Raw genomic sequence first — 20085 nt, 5'->3', positions numbered from 1 at the left:
GCTTATCCTGTTTTGCGGTGGCAAATATAGGGCAATTTTATATTCTACCAAATAAATTTCAAAAGTTTTTTATTTTTTTTTCTAATTGCCAAAAATAGCCCTGTAAAGGTCATTTCCATTTGCATATAACACTAGTGCAATAACTATAAAGAAACCAGCCATTTGCGCATATTCCATAAACTTATCACTCGGTTTTCTACCGGTAATCATTTCATATAATAAAAATACAACATGGCCACCATCCAATGCCGGAATTGGTAAAATATTCATGAAAGCCAAGATCAAAGAGATTAAAGCAGTCGTTTCCCAGAATGCTTGCCAATCCCAAGCTGAAGGAAACATTTTTGCAATAGCACCAAAACCTCCCACTTGTGAAGCTCCTTTTTTAGTGAATACATATTTAAATTGTACCGCATAGTCATGAATAGTCCAGTAACCATAACTTACACCACTTGCTATTGCATCACCAAACGAATATTTCTTTGTTGCAGGATTTACATCAAAGTAGGAGCTACTATTTATACCAAGTTTATCATCTTTATCTGGAACAACTGTAAATGTTTTTTCTGTACCATCTCTTTCTACGGTTATGGTTGATTTTACTCCAGCTTTAAGTTGATCACTAATTTCATGGAAAAAAGAAATTTTCTTACCATCTACATCAATCACTTTATCGCCTTTCTCTATACCTGATATGGCCGCAGGCATTTCTGCTAATACCGTATCTATAGTGTTATCTCTAAAAGGAATGAACGGTATCATTACACCTTCTTTAAATAAATGAATTCCTATAGTATCTGGCAAATGCAAGGTTTCCACATTTCCGTTCGCATGCTCTACCTCTATGTTAGAAACATCTCGCACCATTAGATAACGATTGATGTCCATAGAATTATCCAATTCCTCCCCGTTTATAGAAAGTATTTGATCACCATCTTTGAATCCGTATGGTTCCATGATTTCCGCTACTTCAAAGCCATCTGGCATCTGAGAAGGTTTTAATTCTTCTTTACCATAGAAAAATAATAACATGGCGTAAATAAAGAATCCTAAAAGAACGTTTACAGTAACACCGCCAATCATTATAATAAGACGTTGCCAAGCTGGTTTACTTCTAAATTCCCATGGCTGTGGCGGTAGTGCCATTTGCTCTTTGTCCATGCTCTCATCAATCATTCCGGATATCTTTACATATCCTCCTAAAGGCAACCAACCTATTCCATATACTGTTTCTCCTATTTTCTTTTTGAACAAAGCAAACTTTACATCAAAAAATAAGAAGAACTTCTCTACTCTGGTTTTGAATAATTTTGCAGGGATAAAATGTCCTAATTCATGCAATACAATAAGTAAAGATAAACTAAGGATAAGCTGAATAGCTTTTACTAAAATAACACTCATAGATTTTTTATATACTTTCTAAAACGCCAAAAGTAAGGTTTTCACCTTACTTTTGAAATCTAACACCCCTTTTTTAAACTACTTGAGTAAAAATTTATTTTTTAATAAAACTTTTTTGAACTACACCAAGATCAGTTTCTATAATAACTTTGTGAACCCCTACCGATAATTGCGACACATCAACTTCTGCTACTGCATTGTATTCTGAAACTAATTTCCCTGTAAGGTCATATATTTTAATATGATTAATTGAAACGTTTGCTGGTTTTTTGATTGAGAATGATGCATTTCCCGGATTCGGAAAAATTTCTAAATCAGTTTCTAACAAAGCAACATTATCTACTTTTAAGGTAACCAAGTTGTTCTTCGATATGATATCATATTCAGGATCAAATTGAACTTGAGCAACTGTAAAATCAACAGGAACTGCATAATTTTGACCATTTGAGGTATTTTCTAAAGTAATATCTAATACTTCACCATCTTCACCAATAAGCCTAAATGGTAATGACATTTCAAAGAAGCCAACAGAGGTTGGCATAGATGTAGTTTGATTAATGGTTAGGTTTACATTCGCTCCATCTGCTTGATTCCAATCTATGGAATATGTTGGATATCCTTGGCCATAAATCCAATCGTCAAAAAACTCGGTAAGATCTAACCCGCTCTGAGTTTCTAAATGAGCTATAATATCTGGCGTGTGTGCATAATCATATGCTAAGTTCGGATCTGCTAAATAAGCCTGTAATCCAGCATAGAAATTTTCATCACCCATTTTCTTTCTTAACATATGTAAAACCATTGCAGGTTTATTATATGATAATCTTGCGCTAAATATTCTATTTACATTGGTAGTATCGGACTCAGAAAGATACACGGTACCTCCAATATTTGAAGTAATATTTGCAATCTTAGTTTGTTTCCAGTTGATAAAGTCTGAATTTCCATCTAAATGCTCTTCAACTAGACCTGCAAGATACGTAGCAAAACCTTCGTTTAACCAAATATCTCTCCAAGAACCACAAGTAACTTTATCTCCAAACCACTGATGAGCTAATTCATGCGCAATTAAACCTCTACTAAAACCACCCATGAAGGAAACTGTAGTATGCTCCATTCCGCCTCCCCAACCAAATTGAGCATGCCCGTATTTTTCATCATGAAATGGATACACTTCAAATAGGTCTTGATACAACTCCATAATATCTACTGTAACCGGAGTTGCTATTTGAGCAGTTGTTAATGTTTCAGGATAGATATAGTTAACAATATCAAAAGCTTCATCTCCTTCACCAACTGTATGCGTATACACTTCGTAATTAGTTACAGCAACAGCAATTAGATAAGCTGGAATTGGATGTTTATGTTCAAATGTTGTGGTTTTATAACTTCCCTCGGTAACATTTCCTGTTTCTAACCCGTTAGAAACCGACACGTATTGAGATGGTGTAGTAATTTTAACTTGAATACTATCTACTTTATCATTAAGATCTTGTTTACAAGGCCACCAATCTTTGGAACCATAAGGTTCTGAAAGTGTATAAATAACAGGTGAACCATTGTGCGTAGATGCCGTGAATGCTGCTTGATCTGAAGCCGGCGTACCTGCATAACTAATAGTTAATGAATCTAATGTACCAGATGTAATTGTCTCAGGAAAATCGACGACTAACTCATCGTTGGAATTTTGAGTAAAGCTAAGATCTAATCCGTTTCTGGTAACCGAAGAAACGGCAATTTGATCTGTAAAATCAAATGTGATAGAATTCAGGTCTCCTTCAGCTTCAAAATAGGTTGTAACGTTACCGTCTACGTAATATTCAGCTGGATCAAGGTTAAACTCCAAACGATGATACTTAAGGTCGTAACCTTCTGTATTAGGATTCTGCTGAAATTCCATTTCAGACTGAGTCCTATTCATTTCACTGTTTACAATTTGCTTGAACTCCTCTGGTGTTTGGGCAGTGACCATGGAAGTTACAAACAAGGCAACACAAAGTAGTTGTTTTACCATGTCAAGTTAGTCTTAGTAAGATTAAGGGACCATAAAAATAGTACATTTTTCGTTACGTTAACACATTTAATCGATAAAATCGATACTTTTAACGGAAATTAATGAAAATCAACACTTTATTAAACATCCATTAACAGTAAGTTATCATTATCGAAAAATCATCAATGGATTTTTTGCTCTCCCATCACTACCTCCTGATTAAAACTTCAATTTCATCTATTATTTATATACGAAAAATAGTACTTATTGGATTTTCTTATCTAACATTAAAAAAATTCTCGTTAGTTTAACTTGAACACCATTTTGAATTTGATATTTTTGTCTAGCAATTACCATTGATCCAAAATAATTTGCTGATATGAAGTCATCTAGACAAAAAAGCAATTCTCTTCGCTATCTCATCATCTTTTTAATCATTATACTTTCCTCCACGTTTGCAGGCATTTATTACTTTTTGAGCAAACCTTCAAGAGAAGTCGAAAGTAAATTACCTGTCTACGAACCGTATGATGTGAGTGCAGAATTGGTAGATAGCACCATTCAGCATGTGAAAAAATACCATACGATTGCTGATTTCAAACTTATCAATCAAAATGGAGATACGATTACCGAAAAAGATTATGATGGTAAAATCTATGTAGCCGACTTCTTTTTTACAACCTGCCCTAGTATTTGTCCAATTATGACGGCAAATATGGCCGATCTTCAAACCATGCTTAAGGATGATGAACATGTAAAATTACTGTCGCACAGCGTAACTCCGGCAATTGATTCTGTACCACAATTGAAAAAATATGCACTCGAAAAAGGAGTTGATGACTCTAAATGGAATTTAGTCACTGGTGATAAAAAACAAATTTATGATCTGGCCAGAAAAAGTTACTTGGCTGTAAAAACCGATGGTGATGGAGGAGCTTATGATATGATCCATACTGAAAATTTCATATTGGTAGATACTCAAAAACGCATTCGTGGTTTCTATGACGGAACCAAAGAAGAAGATATCGAAAAACTCTTCAACGACATCAAATCACTTGAAAAAGAAGAAGGATTATAAATTTACTATGCAATAGTATAGACAAGGATTAACAGTAGTTGCTTTGTACACATTATAATTTATAGTACTTTTGCTTACTTAAAATCAATCTAAATAAAAGTTGAAGCAGACAATTGCAAGTTTGAAACGCGGTGAAAAAGGTATTATCAAAGACATCTCTCATGAGTCTATACCTCTGAAATTGTACGAAATGGGGTGTTTACCCGGTAATGAAGTTGAATTATTGCAATTTGCACCTTTCAAAGACCCTATGTATTTAAACATCAACGGTTCTTTTCTCGCTATTAGACAAGAAACTGCACAACTTATTGAAATAGAAATATTGGAAAAAGAAACCTTATGAGCAAGCAACTTAATGTAGCCCTCATAGGAAATCCTAATACGGGCAAAACTTCTGTATTCAATCAACTTACAGGACTCAACCAAAAAGTTGGTAACTATCCTGGAATTACGGTTGAAAAAAAAGAAGGTATTTGCAAATTACCACGAGGCGTTAAAGCGCACATAATAGATCTTCCAGGAACGTACAGTCTTAATGCCACTTCCCTAGACGAGAATGTGGTTATAGAACTATTACTAAACAAGAACGACAAGGATTTCCCCGATGTAGCCGTTTTAGTAGCAGATGTAGAAAACATGAAACGTAATCTACTACTGTATACACAAATAAAGGATCTTGGCATTCCTACTATTTTGGTAGTAAACATGGCAGATAGAATGGAACGTAAAGGAATTACGCTAGACATTCAAATTTTGGAAGAACGTTTCAAAACCAAAATTGCCGTTGTAAGTACTCGAAAAAATACAGGTATTGATTATTTAAAAGAACTCATTTTAAATTACAAATCTTTATCTACAGAAACTTGTGTTGATTTTAGCATTATAGATCCTGAATATTTTTCAGGATTGAAAAAAGCCTTCAGTAACCAATCATTATATAAATTATGGTTGGTAATTACACAAGATGTGAACTTTGTAAAGCTAGACAGAAATCTTGTAAAAGACACCTCTAACTTTTCCACCAAATCCAAATCTGACCTTAAAAGATTACAACAAAAGGAAACAATTCTCCGATATCAATATATAAACGGAGTTCTTAAAGAAGCCTATAAAAAAGATATTAATGCTGCAAAAGATCTGCGCAGTGTACTAGACCGCATTTTGATGCACAAAGTATATGGTTTTGGAATTTTCTTCATGATTCTACTCTTGATGTTTCAAGCTATTTACAACTGGAGTAGCGTTCCTATGGATTTTATAGACACTACTTTTGCAGATTTTGGAGAATGGGTTAAAGCAACTTTACCAGCAGGAGCATTTACAAATCTTATTTCAGAAGGAATTATCCCTGGCATTGGCGGTGTAGTTATTTTCATCCCACAAATTGCATTTCTGTTCTTATTCATATCCATTCTCGAAGAATCTGGTTATATGAGTCGAGTAGTATTTTTAATGGATAAGCTCATGAGAAGATTTGGACTTAGCGGAAAAAGTGTTGTTCCACTAATATCTGGAACAGCGTGTGCAATCCCTGCAGTCATGGCAACCAGAAATATTGAAAACTGGAAAGAACGATTGATTACTATTTTGGTAACACCATTTACCACCTGTTCTGCAAGACTTCCTGTATACCTTATTATTATATCCTTGGTAATTCCAGACGGAACATTTTTAGGATTGAATTATCAAGCACTTGCTTTGATGACTTTGTACATGCTTGGTTTTGGAATGGCAATTCTTTCAGCATACATTCTTCATTACATATTGAAAATTAAAAGCCGCACCTTCTTTGTTGTTGAAATGCCTAATTACAAACTACCATTATTTAAAAATGTAGTGATTACTGTTTTTGAAAAAACAAAAAGCTTTGTTTTAGGTGCAGGAAAAATCATTTTGGCAATTTCTATCGTACTGTGGTTTTTAGCTACTAATGGTCCTGGTGACAATTTCGAGAATGCTTCAACGATTATAACAGAGCAATACGCCGAACAAAACCTTCCGGAAGACAAATTGGAAGCCCATATAGTTTCCTATCAATTAGAGAATTCTTATATTGGGATCGTAGGTAAAGCAATAGAACCAGCTATTGAGCCTTTGGGTTACGACTGGAAAATAGGTATTGCTATTGTAAGTTCTTTTGCAGCTAGAGAAGTTTTTGTTGGAACCTTAGCTACCATTTATAGTGTAGGAACCGATGATGAAAGTACTATTAAAAACCGAATGAGAGACGAGGTTTTACCAGATGGTTCTCCTCTGTTTAATTTGGCTTCCGGTATATCTCTTTTACTTTTCTATGCGTTTGCAATGCAGTGTATGAGTACGCTTGCCATTGTAAAACGTGAAACAAATAGCTGGAAATGGCCTGCAATACAATTAGTTTCTATGACTGGTTTTGCATATGTAGTTGCGCTCGTTGCTTTTCAAGTTCTTAATTAATAAATTGTAGACAGATGATGCAAGAGATTTTAGTGTATGTTACGGTTTTTGTAGCATTGATGTATTTGTTTTTCAAATTCGCAATGCCAAGTAGAAAAAAAGCAGGAAACTCAGGTTCCTGCGGAAAGTCAGATTGTGGCTGCAATTAACTGACTATTCTCTTAGATAAGTAACAAAGAAAAGGCTCCGTAGGCTATCATTCCCCAAGCCACAACGAGTAACAGTCCTCCCAACGGAGTAACGGGGCCTAAAAATTTCCATTTATTTCCTTTATACCCAGTGTAACACAACAAATAAATACTGAAAGAAAACAGCAATACTCCCAAAAAAAATAACCAAGTTACAACAGTAAACAACCAAGTTTGTGGCGCTGTAAATCCAATAGCTAATAATACAATTGCATGGTACATTTGGTATTTTACGCCAGTTTCAAAACTTTGCAATTGTTCTTCAGAAAATTTTCCTTTTAAAGCGTGTGCTCCAAAAGCACCAAAAATCACGGCTAACATTCCCAAAACACTACCAAAAAATTGCGCTAAAATCATTACCTATTATTTAAAAGTTTGATGATGGAAAAGTAATACAATTATCCCAGAGCAACATCTAAAGTCATCATAATTAAAAATCCTCCTATGAAGCCGAGTGTCGCCACATCGGTATATTTATCTTGCTGCGTCTCTGGAATTACTTCCTCAACTACAACAAAAATCATGGCTCCCGCAGCAAACGCCAAAGCATAAGGTAAAACCGGAGTAAAAAATGTAACAGCAACTGCACCAATTACCCCAGCAATAGGTTCTACAATAGCAGACATCTGTCCGTAGAAAAAACTTCTTCTTCTACTCATTCCTTGCCTTCTAAGTGGCATGGAAACAGCAATTCCTTCTGGAAAATTTTGAATCCCAATACCAATTGCCAAAATTACTGCTGCTGGAATTGAAGCTTCGGGAATACCCGCTGCAACGCCTCCAAACAACACACCTACCGCTAAACCTTCAGGAATATTATGCAAGGTAATTGCCAATACTAATAAAGTGGTTCTGTGCCAAGAGGTATCTAATCCTTCACTCTCCTCTGGCGTAAAATTGATATGAAGATGCGGAAGCAATTTATCTAAAGAAAATAAGAAAAGTGCTCCTAATCCAAAACCTATGGCGGCCGGCATTACTTTCTCAAAACCTTCGCCACCGCTCATCTCTATGGCAGGAGCTAATAAACTCCAAAAACTAGCGGCAACCATGACTCCACCGGTAAATCCTAGCATTCCATCTAGAACACCACGTTTCATGTTTTTAAAAAAGAAAACGAATGAGGCTCCGGCAGCGGTGACAAGCCAAGTAAAAACTGTGGCAATTAATGCTCCCCAAACCGGATCTATAGATTCAAAAAATTCAAATAATCTTGTAAACATAGGCTATTTACTTTTCACAATCATTAAAGGAATGTTTATTTGATGTCTTACAGAATCAATCGTGGTTCCCAATATCATGTCTTTGAACCAAGAATGTCCGTGTGCTCCTAAAATTAATAAATCGAAATTATTCTCATTCACGACAAGTGGAATTTGTTTCTTTGGTCTACCAAATGTCAGTTTTATATCAACTTTATAGCCTTGTTCTTGCAATTGTTGTTTGTAATGCTCTAGATAAGCAGCATCACTTGAAGATTCATAATCCGCAGTTTGGTGACCATGAACTATTGCTCCTGGAGTTTCTACCACATGAATCAACGTATAAGTCGCTTCCTTCTTCCCTATTTGAAGTGCTTTTGAAATGCTTTTACTATCTGCTTTAGAAAAATCTATCGCAACAGCTATATGCTTATAAAAAAGTGGTTCTATTTTCTTTTCAAAAATGATTTCTTCAATATGAGGAACATGATTGGTTACTTTTATTTTCGAATTGAAAATAGGCTTTACAGTGATATAGATGAGCAATATCAAGGCTCCGATTGCAATAGGTATTACAAAAATCCAGATGTAGATAGGATGTTCTGAAGTCAACAACCAATTATGAATTTCATCGTAAACCAATTTTCCATTTAACACCACAATGATGGAAGCAATAATCCAAGAAGCTATTTGCGTTGGAATCTTAATAGCGAATTCACCCATTTTATGTTTATCACTCACAAAATGAATTAAAGGAATAATAGCAAATCCTAATTGTAAACTCAGCACTACCTGACTAAGTACCAACAATTCTCCTGTTCCGGATTCTCCCATATACAGAATGGTTAATACGGCGGGTACAATGGCAATTAATCGTGTAATTATTCTACGAACCCATGGCTGAATTCGTAAATTCAAATAACCTTCCATTACAATTTGCCCTGCTAATGTTCCGGTTACTGTACTACTTTGTCCTGCTGCAATCAGTGCTAAAGCAAATAAAATAGAAGCCCAATCCGATCCTAATAATGGTGCAAGCAACTTATGTGCATCTTGTATTTCGGCTACTTCAAACATCCCGTTTTTGTGAAACGTTGCTGCCGCCAAAATTAAAATCGCTGCATTTACAAAAAATGCTAAGTTCAGTGCAATTGTAGAATCAAAAAAGTTGAAACGTAACGCTTGTTTAATACTTTTTTTATCTCGGTTGAATTTTCTGGTTTGTACCAAAGAAGAATGTAAATACAAATTATGGGGCATTACCGTGGCACCAATAATTCCGATAGCAATGTAAAGTGCCGTACTATTTGGAATCGTGGGAATAAAACCTGTGACCATTTCATTGACGTCAGGTTTTGCAAAAAACATTTCCAATAAAAACGAACCGCCAATAATCCCGATAAGTGTAATGATAAAAGCTTCCATTTTTCGGATTCCTTTATTCATTAGAAATAGCAATAGAAAAGTATCAAGCATAGAAATACAAACTCCCCAAAGTAATGGCAAGTCAAACAGTAATTCTAATCCAATTGCCATTCCTAAAACTTCTGCAAGATCACAGGCTGCAATGGCTATTTCAGCTAAAATGTATAAGATGAAATTCACAAAAGGCGAATACGTTTCTCTAGATGCCTGCGCCAAATCACGTCCTTTTACAATACCTAAGCGCGCACTTAAACTTTGCAGCAACAATGCCATGATATTCGACATTAATAAAACCCAAATCAGCGCGTAACCAAACTGACTACCGCCGGCAATATCGGTTGCCCAATTCCCTGGATCCATATACCCAACGCTAATGAGATAAGCCGGACCAAAAAATGCTAAAATCCTTTTCCAAAGCGATTTTTTCTGATCTATATCAACGGACTCATGAACTTCCTCGAGTGATTTTCCTTTCATAAATTAGGATTTTCTAACGTAAATATTTGTTGTTGTAAATGCCGAAACCGTTAATTGTTGATCATTAAACTGAAGCACCACCGAATTATCAAAAGGTTCTTTTTCTAGAACTTTCAATTCAATACCAAGTGAAATTTTTATTTTATCTAAATATTGTAAAAACTCTTTTGAAGTATCTTCCAACCCAACACAAATACCTTTTTCACCAGGCTTCAGCGAACTCAACAACACTTTTTTGTCAGCCTGAATTTCTCCATATTTATCCGGAATAGGATCTCCATGCGGATCTACCGTTGGAAAATCTAAATACGCATCAAGCTCTTCAATCAGCTTTTCTGACTTTACATGTTCTAGCTGCTCAGCCACTTCATGCACTTCATCCCAGTTAAAATTGAGTTTCTCCACCAAAAAAACTTCCCACAAACGATGTTTTCTAACCACAGAAGCAGCAATTAATCTTCCTTCTTTGGTCAACTTTACACCTTGGTATTTCTTATAGTTTACAAAACTCTTATCGGCTAATTTCTTAATCATGTCTGTAGCTGACGAAGCCTTTGTTTCCATAGCCTCTGCTAGCTTGTTGGTAGAAACTCCTTTGCCTTCGGTATCGGATAAATGATAGATTGCTTTGAGGTAATTTTCTTCAGATAAAGTCATTACAAATATTTTACTTACACAAAAATACATTTTTATTTATAAAAAACTATTTTTAGATTTGTCTAAATTTAAATTTAAAGAAATGAAAATATATCATTTAGTATTCTGTATGCTATTAGGTTACTGTAGTTTTGCTCAACAAACATTGAGCGGAACGGTAACCGATCAACAAAACCAGCCATTACCGTATGCAAATGTGTACTTTCAACATACCGAAATAGGAAACTCTACGGACGAAAACGGAAATTTCACATTAACGCATCATTTAGAAGGAAAACAAACTTTAATCGTTTCCTATACCGGATTTAAAACATTCAAAATTCAACTAGATGTTTCAACCAAAAAAAACATTCAAATTCAGCTTGAAGAAGATACAACCCTAGACGAAGTAGTAGTTTCCGGAAGTCTGAAACCAGTAAGCCGCTTAGAAAGTTCTATTCCTGTGGAAGTTTACAGTCCCAAATTTTTGAAGAAAAATCCAACGCCAAATATTTTTGAGGCGTTGCAAAACGTTAATGGCGTTCGTCCTCAGCTCAATTGTAACATTTGTAATACCGGCGATATTCACATCAATGGTTTGGAAGGACCGTACACCATGGTACTTATTGACGGAATGCCTATTGTGAGCGGACTTTCTACCGTATATGGTTTGAGTGGAATTCCTAATTCATTGATAGATCATATTGAAGTTGTGAAAGGTCCGGCTTCTTCTTTGTACGGAAGTCAAGCTGTGGGTGGACTTATCAACATTATCACGAAAAAGACATACAACGCGCCAAAACTTTCTATAGATGCGTACACCACTTCTTGGTTAGAAAATAATTTAGACGTTGGTTACAAAACCAATATTGGTAACAAAGCATCGTTGCTTTCAGGAGTTAATTATTATTACTACGGAAATCCAATTGACAATAACCATGATAATTTTACGGATGTTACGCTTCAGCATCGAATTTCATTATTTAATAAACTAGGAATTGAACGTTCTGAAAACAGACAATTTTCGGTAGCAACGCGCTACTTTTATGAAGATAGATGGGGAGGTGAAATGCAATGGAAACCAAAATATCGTGGTAGAGATGAAGTCTATGGAGAAAGTATTTACACCAATAGATTTGAATTGTTAAGCAATTATCAGTTACCTACGGAAGAACGCATTTTTCTAAATACTTCTTACACGTATCACAATCAAAATTCAGTTTATGGAAATACACTTTTCGACGCCAATCAACAAATAGTTTTTGCCCAATTAACTTGGTTCAAGGAGCTAGAAAAACATGATATTTTGGTAGGAACCGCTTTGAAATATCAATATTACAACGACAACACCACAGCGACTTTAAACGCCGACGAAACCACAATTCCTAGTGTTTTTGCCCAAGATGAATACGCTTTTAATGACAAACACAGCATACTTTTAGGAGCGCGATGGGATTACGATAGCCGACATGGAAATATTTTCACACCGCGATTTGCGTACAAGTTCAATTCTTCAAAAAATGATGTTTTTCGAGTGAATTTCGGAACCGGATTCAGAGTAGTCAATTTATTTACCGAAGATCATGCTGCATTAACCGGCGCCAGAGATGTGGTCATAGAAGGTGATTTAAAACCTGAACAATCTTACAACGCAAACATTAACTATTTGAAAAAATTCTATCTGAAAGGAAGCATTGTAGGAACTATAGATGCATCGGCCTGGTATACGTATTTCTCTAACCAGATTTTACCGGATTATGACACAAATCCAAACCAAATTATTTACGGAAATTTAGACGGACATTCCGTTTCAAAAGGAATTAGCACCAATTTAGATATTTCGTTCCCCAACCAATTAAGCGTAAGTCTTGGAGCTACTTTTATGGACGTTTCCAAAACGGAAAACGGAACAACAAACCGACAAATTTTAACCGAGCGCTTTTCTGGAACATGGACCGTTTCTTATGAAATTCCAAAGTGGTTTTTAAGCTTGGATTACACAGGAAACATATACGGACCAATGGAATTACCGCTGTTGAGCGATTTGGATCCTAGAGAACCTTATTCACCAACTTGGAGTATTCAAAACATTCAATTCACTTATAAAAAAATAAAAAATCTTGAATTGTACGGAGGCGTCAAAAATCTATTGAACTGGACACCAAGCAATGATCCTTTTTTAATTGCAAGAGCGCACGATCCGTTTGATGAAAATGTAAATTTTGATACTGACGGAAATGTGATTCCAACAGAAAATAATCCGTATGCTTTGACATTTGATCCTTCATATGTATACGCTCCCAACCAAGGAATTCGTGGGTTTTTCGGAATCCGGTATTGGATTGATTAGCATGCAATCATAAAATAAACCAAATCATTCTTTAAAAGTTCACTATTTGCTTATTTTTGATTGAAACTCAATTTTGCTATGAAACTTCTACTAGTTGCTTTTTTTGCTGTTATTGGTTCAGCCGTTGCACAAACCACTTATAAGGAACAAATTACCATTCCGGCAAATGGAGGAAAAATTTATGAAGTTCCCGGAGCAGATGGTGACGCTATTCAAATTGAGCTCGATAGAGAAAGCGGAAGCAAAATAGACATGGAAGTATTTATTTATCCACGTCGTCATTTTTTTGATGAACAAGATTTTAAAGAGATTAAACGCATCATTACAGTTACCACCAGAGGCGTATATGTCATAAAACTCAACAACCCAACTGATAAACCTGCTGTTTTTAACGTTCATATTTTCTCTAAAAATTTCACAGGATTACCAGTTACGCTGGAACATCAAATAAAGAGAGATACCATATTTGGATATCCAACATATGATTCAAAAACTCAAAAAACAATTCCAATTCCCATCATCACCAGTGAAACCATTCCCGTAGTTACCGATTTATGAAAATCTACGATTACATTATATGCGGTGGTGGCGCAGCTGGATTACAGTTGGCATACGCCATGGCAACAGACTCATTTTTTGATGACAAACAGATCTTGATTATTGAAAAACATCAGAAAAATACAAATGATAGAACATGGTGTTTTTGGGAAAAAGAATCTAATGTCTTAGAAGAAATAGTTACCAAAAAATGGAAACAAATTCTTTTTAAAGATCCTAGTGAAACACTAGAACTTCCATTGACTCCGTACATTTATAAAATGATTCTAAGCGAAGATTTTTATAGATTGATTCATAACACAATTTCCACGAAATCAAACATCGAATTTGTACTTGATACGGTCTTTAATATTGATGAAACTTCTAGCCCGGTTATTGTTACGACTGAAAAAACTTCGTATGCCTCCCAAAAAGTTTTCAGCAGTATTTTTGATTTATCCGAATTAAAAAACATCCAAAAACCAGTATTACAGCAACATTTTATTGGTTGGTTTGTAGAAACAAAAGAACCGGTTTTTAATGAAAATACAGCCACTTTTATGGATTTTTCTATTCCTCAAAAAGGAAATACTAGATTCATGTATGTGCTGCCAACTTCCAAAACCAAAGCGCTCATTGAGTATACTTTATTTTCTGAAAAGCTACTTCCCGAAATTGAATATGAAAATGCTATAAAAAGTTATCTCGATGAACTTGGAATTACTAGTTACCATATTTGTGAAAAAGAGAAAGGAAGTATTCCTATGACCGCTCATAATTTCTATACAAAAAATACTGAAAACGTGTTGAACATTGGTACCGCAGGCGGATTTACAAAAGCAAGTACAGGCTATACATTTAAAAGTTCGCAACGGAAAATTTCAACAATCATTCAGAATTTGAAAGAGGGAAAAACAAACTTTTCCACCTATTTTAAACCCGATAGATTTTTGTGGTACGACGCGATTCTTTTGGAAGTTTTAGCCAAAGAAAATGAAAAAGGACAAACTGTTTTTTCCGAAATGTTTAGAAAAAATGATATTGAGAAAATCTTGAAGTTTTTAGATGAAAAAACAACGCGCCCCGAAGAACTAAAAATCATCAATTCACTTCCAAAAATGCCTTTTATCAAGGCTTTCTTTAGAAACCTAACTACTTAAACAGTACGTTTCATCAAGGTATTTCCAAAAGATCTTAAAAACTCTTTTTTAGATTCCTCTATTGGTAATTTCTCCAGCTCTCCAAACGCTTTTTCTGTATACATTTCTATAGCTTCTTGCGTCGCAGTATCTGCACCCGAAGAAATAAAATATGCTTTCACTTGTTCTATTTTGTCCGTAGGATCATTGGGCTGAATCGCAAATAAATGGCGCAGTTGTACTCGATCTTTTTCATCTAAGAACTCAAGCGTTTTAAGATACAAATACGTTTTTTTGTTTTCAATAATATCGCCTCCCACCTGTTTACCAAATGTTTCAGGATCTCCAAAAGCATCTAAATAATCATCTTGTAATTGGAATGCAATACCCAAATTCAAACCAAAATCATAAATACGCTGTGCATCTTCACAATTTGCGTTGGCCACAATTGCCCCCATTTTCATGGCCGCACCAACCAAAACTGCAGTTTTATAAGTGATCATTTTCAGATATTCATCTATAGAAACATTGTCGCGCGTTTCAAAATCAATATCATATTGTTGTCCTTCACAAACTTCTATAGCCGTTTTACTGAAAAGTTTTGCCAACTGCTGAAATTTTGATGGCTCATAATATTCAAACAACTGATAAGCTAGAATCAACATGGCGTCACCAGAAAGGATTCCGGTGTTTATATCCCACTTTTCATGAACGGTTTGCTTTCCACGTCTAAGAGGAGCATCGTCCATAATATCATCATGAACTAACGAAAAATTATGAAAAACCTCCACTGCCAAAGCTGCTTGAAATGCTTCGGAATAATCATCACTAAAGACATCGGCAGTCATTAACGTTAAGATAGGTCTTAACCTTTTTCCGCCAAGATTCAATATATAATGAATTGGGTTGTATAAATTTTCTGGTTGTTTAGCCGTAACAAAACCCTGAAGGTGTGCTACAAATTCCTGATGATAGATTGAGAGCTCTTGCATAGCGCAAAAATAATGGATTTGTAGAAACTTCAGCCTTCAAAATCAAGGTTTAGAAAAAAAATGAAAAAAAATTTAAAGTAAAACGCTATTTCAATCGTCTTCTTAATTATGAAGCCGGCCTCTAACATTGCAATGTCACAAAAAGAGAAAGAACATATCATTGCCGAAACCGTAAGTACTTACGGTGAACGCTTGTTGACATTTATTAAACCCAAAGTGAATTCACACGAAGATGCAGAAGATATTTTGCAGGAGGTTTGGTACCAATTTAGCAACCTCAGCAATATTTCGGACATCGTGAATGTGAGTAGTTGGTTGTTTTCTGTAACTCGAAATAAAATTACCGATAGTTACCGGAAGCGAAAGACCGAAAACTTAGAAGATTTCACTTATGAAGACGAAGAAGGTACGCTCATGATTAGAGATATTCTATTACTAGACAGCGCAGCAGACCCAGAACTTGCCCTATTTCAGGAAGATATTTGGGAATCTATTTTTGCTGTACTCGAAGAATTACCAGAAAAACAGCGCTCTGTATTTATAGCACATGAGTTTGAAGGTAAGAAACTTCAAGAAATAGCAGACGAACAAGGAAAAAACATTAAAACCATTATCAGCCGTAAAAATTATGCTTTAAAACACTTACGAAGCAGGCTGAGCGAATTGTATAAAGATTTAAACGATTAAAAAATATGAAACCTTATTGTAACCCTAAAAAAAGAGGATTTTTCTTCATCATTCCTATAATTATCTTTTTTGCTATAACAGGAATCGTCATGTGGCTTTGGAATTCTATTTTACCAGATATTGTGGGGATAAAAACCATAACCTATTGGCAAGCCATGGGAATATTAGTATTGAGTAAAATTCTATTTGGAGGTTTTCACGGTTGTAAAGGAAATAGACCTAGCGGCTTTCAGAAAAGACGTTTTATGAAAAAAATGAAATCCATGACTCCAGAGCAAAGAGAAGCGTTCAAACAGAACTGGAAAGCGCGTTTTCAGTGCAATGAAGAGTATTAACGCGCCAACGTTTCTCACGCAACCCAATGTTAAGCAATGATTTTCATTTAGTTATAAAAATTAAAACTTAGGAAACTTTTTTTGTTTTTAAAGTTTCCGTACGTACATTTGTCGCCATTATGGAGTGCAAAATTACAAAGAAGGCTACAGAACTATTTTTGAAACTAGGTTTCAAAAGTGTGACGATGGATGATATTGCACAAGAAAGTGGAATATCAAAAAAAACAATTTATCAGCATTTTAAAAACAAGACAGAACTAATTCAATCTTGTGTAGATGATTCAATGAAAACTGTTGCTATCAATATTAGCGAAGTAAAAACCAAAGGATTAAATGCTGTACAAGAACAATTGGAGATCAGAAATGTAATTTTGGCACAACTGAAAAACGAAAAAACGTCTCCACATTTACAATTGCAACGCTATTATCCGGGAATTTATAAAATCACCCGAACCAAACATTTTGAATTGGTTTATGCCAGTGTTTCTCAAAACTTACAAAAAGGAATTGGCGAAGGCCTATACCGAAAAGAGTTAGACCTGGATATCATTACCAGAATGCATTTTATATGTGCCATTGAACTTAAAAACCAAGATATATTCCCTTCAGAAAATTATTCTGTAAGAGATCTTATGAACATCTACATAGAGAACTATTTGCGCTCTATAGTAACACCAAAAGGATTAGAAATTTTAGAACAACATTTACACAATCAATGAAAAAACTACTAGTATCTTTTTTCTTGCTTAGTATAGCCATAAGCCATGCTCAGGAAAAATTAACTCTGAGCCTCGATGAAGCTATTGATTATGCTCTAGAGAATAACAGAAATGTAATCAATGCCGAGCGAGATATTGAAGCCGCCGAAAAGAAAAAGTGGGAAACTACAGCTTCTGGTTTGCCACAAGTGAGCGCCACCGTAGATTACCAAAACTTTTTAAAACAACAGGTATCACTTATCCCTGCAAGTGCTTTTGGCGGACCAGAAGGAGAATTTGAAGAAGTTACTTTTGGTACCACTCATAATGTTACAGCAACAGCTACTTTAAATCAGTTAATTTTTGACGGATCGTATCTTGTAGGCTTACAATCTGCAAAAGTATACCTTCAAATCTCAAAAAATTCCAAAGAGAAAACCGATTTAGAAATTAAAAATCAAGTAATCAATGCTTACGGAAATGTTTTACTTTCTGAAGAAAACATTGAAATATTAAAAAGCAACCAAGAAGTACTGAAAAAAAACCTATACGAAACTCAGCAGCTGTTTGACAACGGTTTGGCGGAAGAAGAAGAAGCTGAACAATTGAAAATTACACTTTCAGATATTGAAATCTCTTTGAAAAACAGTATGCGACTTAAAGATTTAGCATACAAAATGCTAAACATTACTTTAGGAGCGCCGCTAGAAACAGAGTTAGAATTAACCGATGAATTAAAGTCTTTAAGCGAGAACAATATTGATTTACAACTGTACGATTCTGAACTAGTTCTAGAAAACAATATCGACTATAAAATTGCTGAAAACAACGAAAAGTCTCAAGAACTTTTATTGAAACTTGAAAAAAGTAAAGCATTGCCAACATTGAATGCTTTCATCAACGGCGGATACCAAGGCTACGGAAATGAATTTGATTTTTTCAAAAAGGAACAACCTTGGTTTGGATCCTCCATTTTTGGAGTTAGTTTAAACGTTCCCATCTTCAGTTCATTAGCTAGAAGCGCAAGAACACAGCAAGCAAAAATTGAATTTGAAAAAGCTAAAACGCAGCTAACAGAAACGGAACAGCAATTATGGTATCAGTTCGAAACTGCAAAAAGTGAATACATATTTGCCATAGAACAGTTCAAAACAGCTGAAAAAAATCTGGAATTAGCAGAGCGTATTGAAAATAAAAATCAGATTAAATATACAGAAGGTGTTGCTACAAGTTTTGAGCTAAGACAAGCGCAAACACAATTGTACACCGCACAACAAAACTATTTGCAATCCATGCTTACCATAATTACAAAAAAAGCAACACTTGAAACAATCTTAAACTATTAATCAAAAAACGATGAAAAAAATATTTATCTCTATACTTTCAATCACTCTTCTTGTTGCATGTGGCGGCGAAGACAAAAAGCTAGATAAAGTTTTAGAAAAGGGCTCTTTGAAAGAGTTGAAAGACAAAAAAGCTGAAATTCAAACAGAAGTTGATGCGCTTACGGCAAAGATAGCTGCCATCAATGCTAAAATCGCTTCTAAAGATACTGTTCAAAAATTTGTTTTAGTAACGGCGTTTAAGGCAAAAGACACCGTTTTCAGTCACTTTTTAGAATTGCAAGCCAGTGTACAAACCAACCAGAATATTGTGGTTACAGCTGAGTACAGCGGTATGTTGAATGACATTTATGTTACCGAAGGACAAAAAGTAAGTAAAGGTCAAAAATTAGCTAAAATTGATGATGGTGGTTTGTCTCAGCAATTAGCACAACTAGAAATTCAAACTGAATTAACCAAAACTACCTACGAACGTCAAAAACGTTTATGGGATCAAAAAATTGGTTCAGAAATTCAGTTTTTACAAGCAAAATCAAATTACCAAGCTCAGCAAAAAGCAGTTGACCAGTTAAAAGAGCAAATCGCAAAAACAGTAATAAGAGCACCTTTTAGCGGAACTATTGATGATATCATTACAGATGAAGGATCTATTGTTGCACCGGGAGCACAAATCATTCGTATTGTAAATTTAAACGATATGTATCTTGAGGCAGAAGTTCCTGAAACCTATATAGGAAGCATTCAAAAAGGAACAAGCGCTATTGTAGACATTCCTGTTTTAAATGAAGAAATAGAAACCGAAGTAGCTCAAGCAAGTGATTTCATCAATCCAAATAACCGCTCTTTCCGTGTGAAAATTGAAGTTCCAAACAAGGAAAAAGAAATAAAACCAAACCTTACTGCACGTGTTAAAATCAACGATTATAGCAATGAAAAAGTGATTTTGGTTCCTGCGAACATCCTTTCAGAAAATGCAGAAGGCGAGCAATACGTATACATTGCAGAAAAAGATGGAAGTGATTTGGTAGCAAAAAGAACGATTGTAGAAACCGGAAAAATGCAAGACGGTCAAATTGAAATCTTATCTGGAATCAATCCCGAAGACAGTGTAATTCTGGAAGGTGCTAGAAGTGTGAAAGACGGTCAAAAAATCAGCATTAAATAAAAA

The 20085-nt window shown here is 35.0% G+C and carries 18 protein-coding genes; 11 read left to right on the top strand and 7 right to left on the bottom strand.

The window, feature by feature from the left end:
- Positions 1 to 81: 81 nt before the first annotated feature.
- Together rseP and BM383_RS15060 are read right to left on the bottom strand one after the other, a co-directional pair.
- Complete coding sequence (gene rseP / locus BM383_RS15065; protein ID WP_093025978.1) at positions 82 to 1401, bottom strand: RIP metalloprotease RseP; 1320 nt, start codon at positions 1399 to 1401, stop codon at positions 82 to 84.
- Positions 1402 to 1495: 94 nt separating this feature from the next.
- The gene (locus BM383_RS15060) at positions 1496 to 3415 is read right to left on the bottom strand and encodes a M1 family metallopeptidase (protein WP_093025977.1); all 1920 of its coding nucleotides are present in this window, start codon (positions 3413 to 3415) and stop codon (positions 1496 to 1498) included.
- 358 nt (positions 3416 to 3773) lie between these two features.
- On the opposite strand from BM383_RS15060, the gene BM383_RS15055 reads away from it, so the two are divergent.
- The 3 genes from BM383_RS15055 to feoB all read left to right on the top strand — a co-directional run bounded on the left by BM383_RS15055 (position 3774) and on the right by feoB (position 6908).
- Positions 3774 to 4472 carry an SCO family protein gene (locus BM383_RS15055; RefSeq protein WP_093025976.1) on the top strand — a complete coding sequence of 233 codons (699 nt, stop codon included), beginning with the start codon at positions 3774 to 3776 and terminating at the stop codon, positions 4470 to 4472.
- 100 nt (positions 4473 to 4572) lie between these two features.
- On the top strand, positions 4573 to 4815 hold the full coding sequence (locus tag BM383_RS15050) for a FeoA family protein (protein WP_093025975.1): 243 nt from the start codon (positions 4573 to 4575) through the stop codon (positions 4813 to 4815).
- A complete protein-coding gene (gene feoB / locus BM383_RS15045; protein WP_093025974.1) occupies positions 4812 to 6908 on the top strand; it encodes a ferrous iron transport protein B in 2097 nt (698 codons plus the stop codon). Before BM383_RS15050 ends, feoB begins: the two co-directional genes overlap by 4 nt.
- Positions 6909 to 7069: 161 nt before the next feature.
- On the opposite strand, the gene BM383_RS15040 is transcribed toward feoB, so the two are convergent.
- The 4 genes from BM383_RS15040 to BM383_RS15025 are packed head-to-tail and all read right to left on the bottom strand — an operon-like array spanning position 7070 to position 10857.
- Positions 7070 to 7453, bottom strand: a complete 384-nt coding sequence (locus BM383_RS15040) for a DUF423 domain-containing protein (RefSeq protein ID WP_093025973.1) — start codon at positions 7451 to 7453, stop codon at positions 7070 to 7072.
- A gap of 41 nt (positions 7454 to 7494) precedes the next feature.
- Positions 7495 to 8319 carry a ZIP family metal transporter gene (locus tag BM383_RS15035; RefSeq protein WP_093025972.1) on the bottom strand — a complete coding sequence of 275 codons (825 nt, stop codon included), beginning with the start codon at positions 8317 to 8319 and terminating at the stop codon, positions 7495 to 7497.
- A 3-nt stretch (positions 8320 to 8322) separates the two neighbouring features.
- Positions 8323 to 10200, bottom strand: coding sequence for an Nramp family divalent metal transporter (locus BM383_RS15030; protein WP_093025971.1), 1878 nt, complete (start codon positions 10198 to 10200; stop codon positions 8323 to 8325).
- A 3-nt stretch (positions 10201 to 10203) separates the two neighbouring features.
- Entirely contained in the window at positions 10204 to 10857 is a 654-nt protein-coding gene (locus BM383_RS15025; RefSeq protein ID WP_093025970.1) for a metal-dependent transcriptional regulator, read from the bottom strand.
- A gap of 82 nt (positions 10858 to 10939) precedes the next feature.
- On the opposite strand from BM383_RS15025, the gene BM383_RS15020 reads away from it, so the two are divergent.
- The 3 genes from BM383_RS15020 (at position 10940) to BM383_RS15010 (ending at position 14883) form a co-directional block, all read left to right on the top strand.
- Entirely contained in the window at positions 10940 to 13186 is a 2247-nt protein-coding gene (locus BM383_RS15020) for a TonB-dependent receptor (RefSeq protein WP_093025969.1), read from the top strand.
- A 78-nt stretch (positions 13187 to 13264) separates the two neighbouring features.
- Positions 13265 to 13744: a hypothetical protein gene (locus tag BM383_RS15015; protein WP_093025968.1), complete on the top strand. Its 480-nt coding sequence runs from the start codon at positions 13265 to 13267 to the stop codon at positions 13742 to 13744.
- Positions 13741 to 14883, top strand: coding sequence for a lycopene cyclase family protein (locus BM383_RS15010; RefSeq protein ID WP_093025967.1), 1143 nt, complete (start codon positions 13741 to 13743; stop codon positions 14881 to 14883). Before BM383_RS15015 ends, BM383_RS15010 begins: the two co-directional genes overlap by 4 nt.
- Here the strand turns inward: BM383_RS15010 and BM383_RS15005 are convergent.
- A complete protein-coding gene (locus tag BM383_RS15005; RefSeq protein WP_093025966.1) occupies positions 14880 to 15854 on the bottom strand; it encodes a polyprenyl synthetase family protein in 975 nt (324 codons plus the stop codon). The two genes, BM383_RS15010 and BM383_RS15005, sit on opposite strands and share 4 nt — an antisense overlap.
- A 108-nt stretch (positions 15855 to 15962) precedes the next feature.
- On the opposite strand from BM383_RS15005, the gene BM383_RS15000 reads away from it, so the two are divergent.
- The 5 genes from BM383_RS15000 to BM383_RS14980 all read left to right on the top strand — a co-directional run bounded on the left by BM383_RS15000 (position 15963) and on the right by BM383_RS14980 (position 20082).
- Positions 15963 to 16541 (top strand): RNA polymerase sigma factor, encoded by a 579-nt coding sequence (locus BM383_RS15000; RefSeq protein WP_245766602.1) that lies wholly within the window; start codon positions 15963 to 15965, stop codon positions 16539 to 16541.
- Between the two features lie 5 nt (positions 16542 to 16546).
- Positions 16547 to 16876 carry a hypothetical protein gene (locus tag BM383_RS14995; RefSeq protein WP_093025965.1) on the top strand — a complete coding sequence of 110 codons (330 nt, stop codon included), beginning with the start codon at positions 16547 to 16549 and terminating at the stop codon, positions 16874 to 16876.
- 119 nt (positions 16877 to 16995) lie between these two features.
- Positions 16996 to 17595 carry a TetR/AcrR family transcriptional regulator gene (locus BM383_RS14990; protein ID WP_093025964.1) on the top strand — a complete coding sequence of 200 codons (600 nt, stop codon included), beginning with the start codon at positions 16996 to 16998 and terminating at the stop codon, positions 17593 to 17595.
- Positions 17592 to 18920 (top strand): TolC family protein, encoded by a 1329-nt coding sequence (locus tag BM383_RS14985; protein WP_093025963.1) that lies wholly within the window; start codon positions 17592 to 17594, stop codon positions 18918 to 18920. The genes BM383_RS14990 and BM383_RS14985 overlap by 4 nt, the downstream gene beginning before the upstream one ends.
- A 10-nt stretch (positions 18921 to 18930) precedes the next feature.
- Positions 18931 to 20082, top strand: a complete 1152-nt coding sequence (locus BM383_RS14980; protein WP_093025962.1) for an efflux RND transporter periplasmic adaptor subunit — start codon at positions 18931 to 18933, stop codon at positions 20080 to 20082.
- Positions 20083 to 20085 lie beyond the last annotated feature (3 nt).

This window comes from Pustulibacterium marinum, assembly GCF_900116665.1.
In the GTDB taxonomy this organism is placed as follows: domain Bacteria; phylum Bacteroidota; class Bacteroidia; order Flavobacteriales; family Flavobacteriaceae; genus Pustulibacterium; species Pustulibacterium marinum.
The sequence above is the reverse complement of the archived record's forward strand: the minus strand, read 5'-3'. Positions and strand labels throughout refer to the sequence as shown.

Bases quoted from the DNA above. Each gene is read 5' to 3' on its own strand.
- rseP (WP_093025978.1), bottom strand. From the start codon at position 1,401: ATGAGTGTTATTTTAGTAAAAGCTATTCAGCTTATCCTTAGTTTATCT.
- BM383_RS15060 (WP_093025977.1), bottom strand. From the start codon at position 3,415: ATGGTAAAACAACTACTTTGTGTTGCCTTGTTTGTAACTTCCATGGTC.
- BM383_RS15055 (WP_093025976.1), top strand. From the start codon at position 3,774: ATGAAGTCATCTAGACAAAAAAGCAATTCTCTTCGCTATCTCATCATC.
- feoB (WP_093025974.1), top strand. From the start codon at position 4,812: ATGAGCAAGCAACTTAATGTAGCCCTCATAGGAAATCCTAATACGGGC.
- BM383_RS15040 (WP_093025973.1), bottom strand. From the start codon at position 7,453: ATGATTTTAGCGCAATTTTTTGGTAGTGTTTTGGGAATGTTAGCCGTG.
- BM383_RS15035 (WP_093025972.1), bottom strand. From the start codon at position 8,319: ATGTTTACAAGATTATTTGAATTTTTTGAATCTATAGATCCGGTTTGG.
- BM383_RS15030 (WP_093025971.1), bottom strand. From the start codon at position 10,200: ATGAAAGGAAAATCACTCGAGGAAGTTCATGAGTCCGTTGATATAGAT.
- BM383_RS15025 (WP_093025970.1), bottom strand. From the start codon at position 10,857: ATGACTTTATCTGAAGAAAATTACCTCAAAGCAATCTATCATTTATCC.
- BM383_RS15020 (WP_093025969.1), top strand. From the start codon at position 10,940: ATGAAAATATATCATTTAGTATTCTGTATGCTATTAGGTTACTGTAGT.
- BM383_RS15015 (WP_093025968.1), top strand. From the start codon at position 13,265: ATGAAACTTCTACTAGTTGCTTTTTTTGCTGTTATTGGTTCAGCCGTT.
- BM383_RS15010 (WP_093025967.1), top strand. From the start codon at position 13,741: ATGAAAATCTACGATTACATTATATGCGGTGGTGGCGCAGCTGGATTA.
- BM383_RS15005 (WP_093025966.1), bottom strand. From the start codon at position 15,854: ATGCAAGAGCTCTCAATCTATCATCAGGAATTTGTAGCACACCTTCAG.
- BM383_RS15000 (WP_245766602.1), top strand. From the start codon at position 15,963: ATGAAGCCGGCCTCTAACATTGCAATGTCACAAAAAGAGAAAGAACAT.
- BM383_RS14995 (WP_093025965.1), top strand. From the start codon at position 16,547: ATGAAACCTTATTGTAACCCTAAAAAAAGAGGATTTTTCTTCATCATT.
- BM383_RS14990 (WP_093025964.1), top strand. From the start codon at position 16,996: ATGGAGTGCAAAATTACAAAGAAGGCTACAGAACTATTTTTGAAACTA.
- BM383_RS14985 (WP_093025963.1), top strand. From the start codon at position 17,592: ATGAAAAAACTACTAGTATCTTTTTTCTTGCTTAGTATAGCCATAAGC.
- BM383_RS14980 (WP_093025962.1), top strand. From the start codon at position 18,931: ATGAAAAAAATATTTATCTCTATACTTTCAATCACTCTTCTTGTTGCA.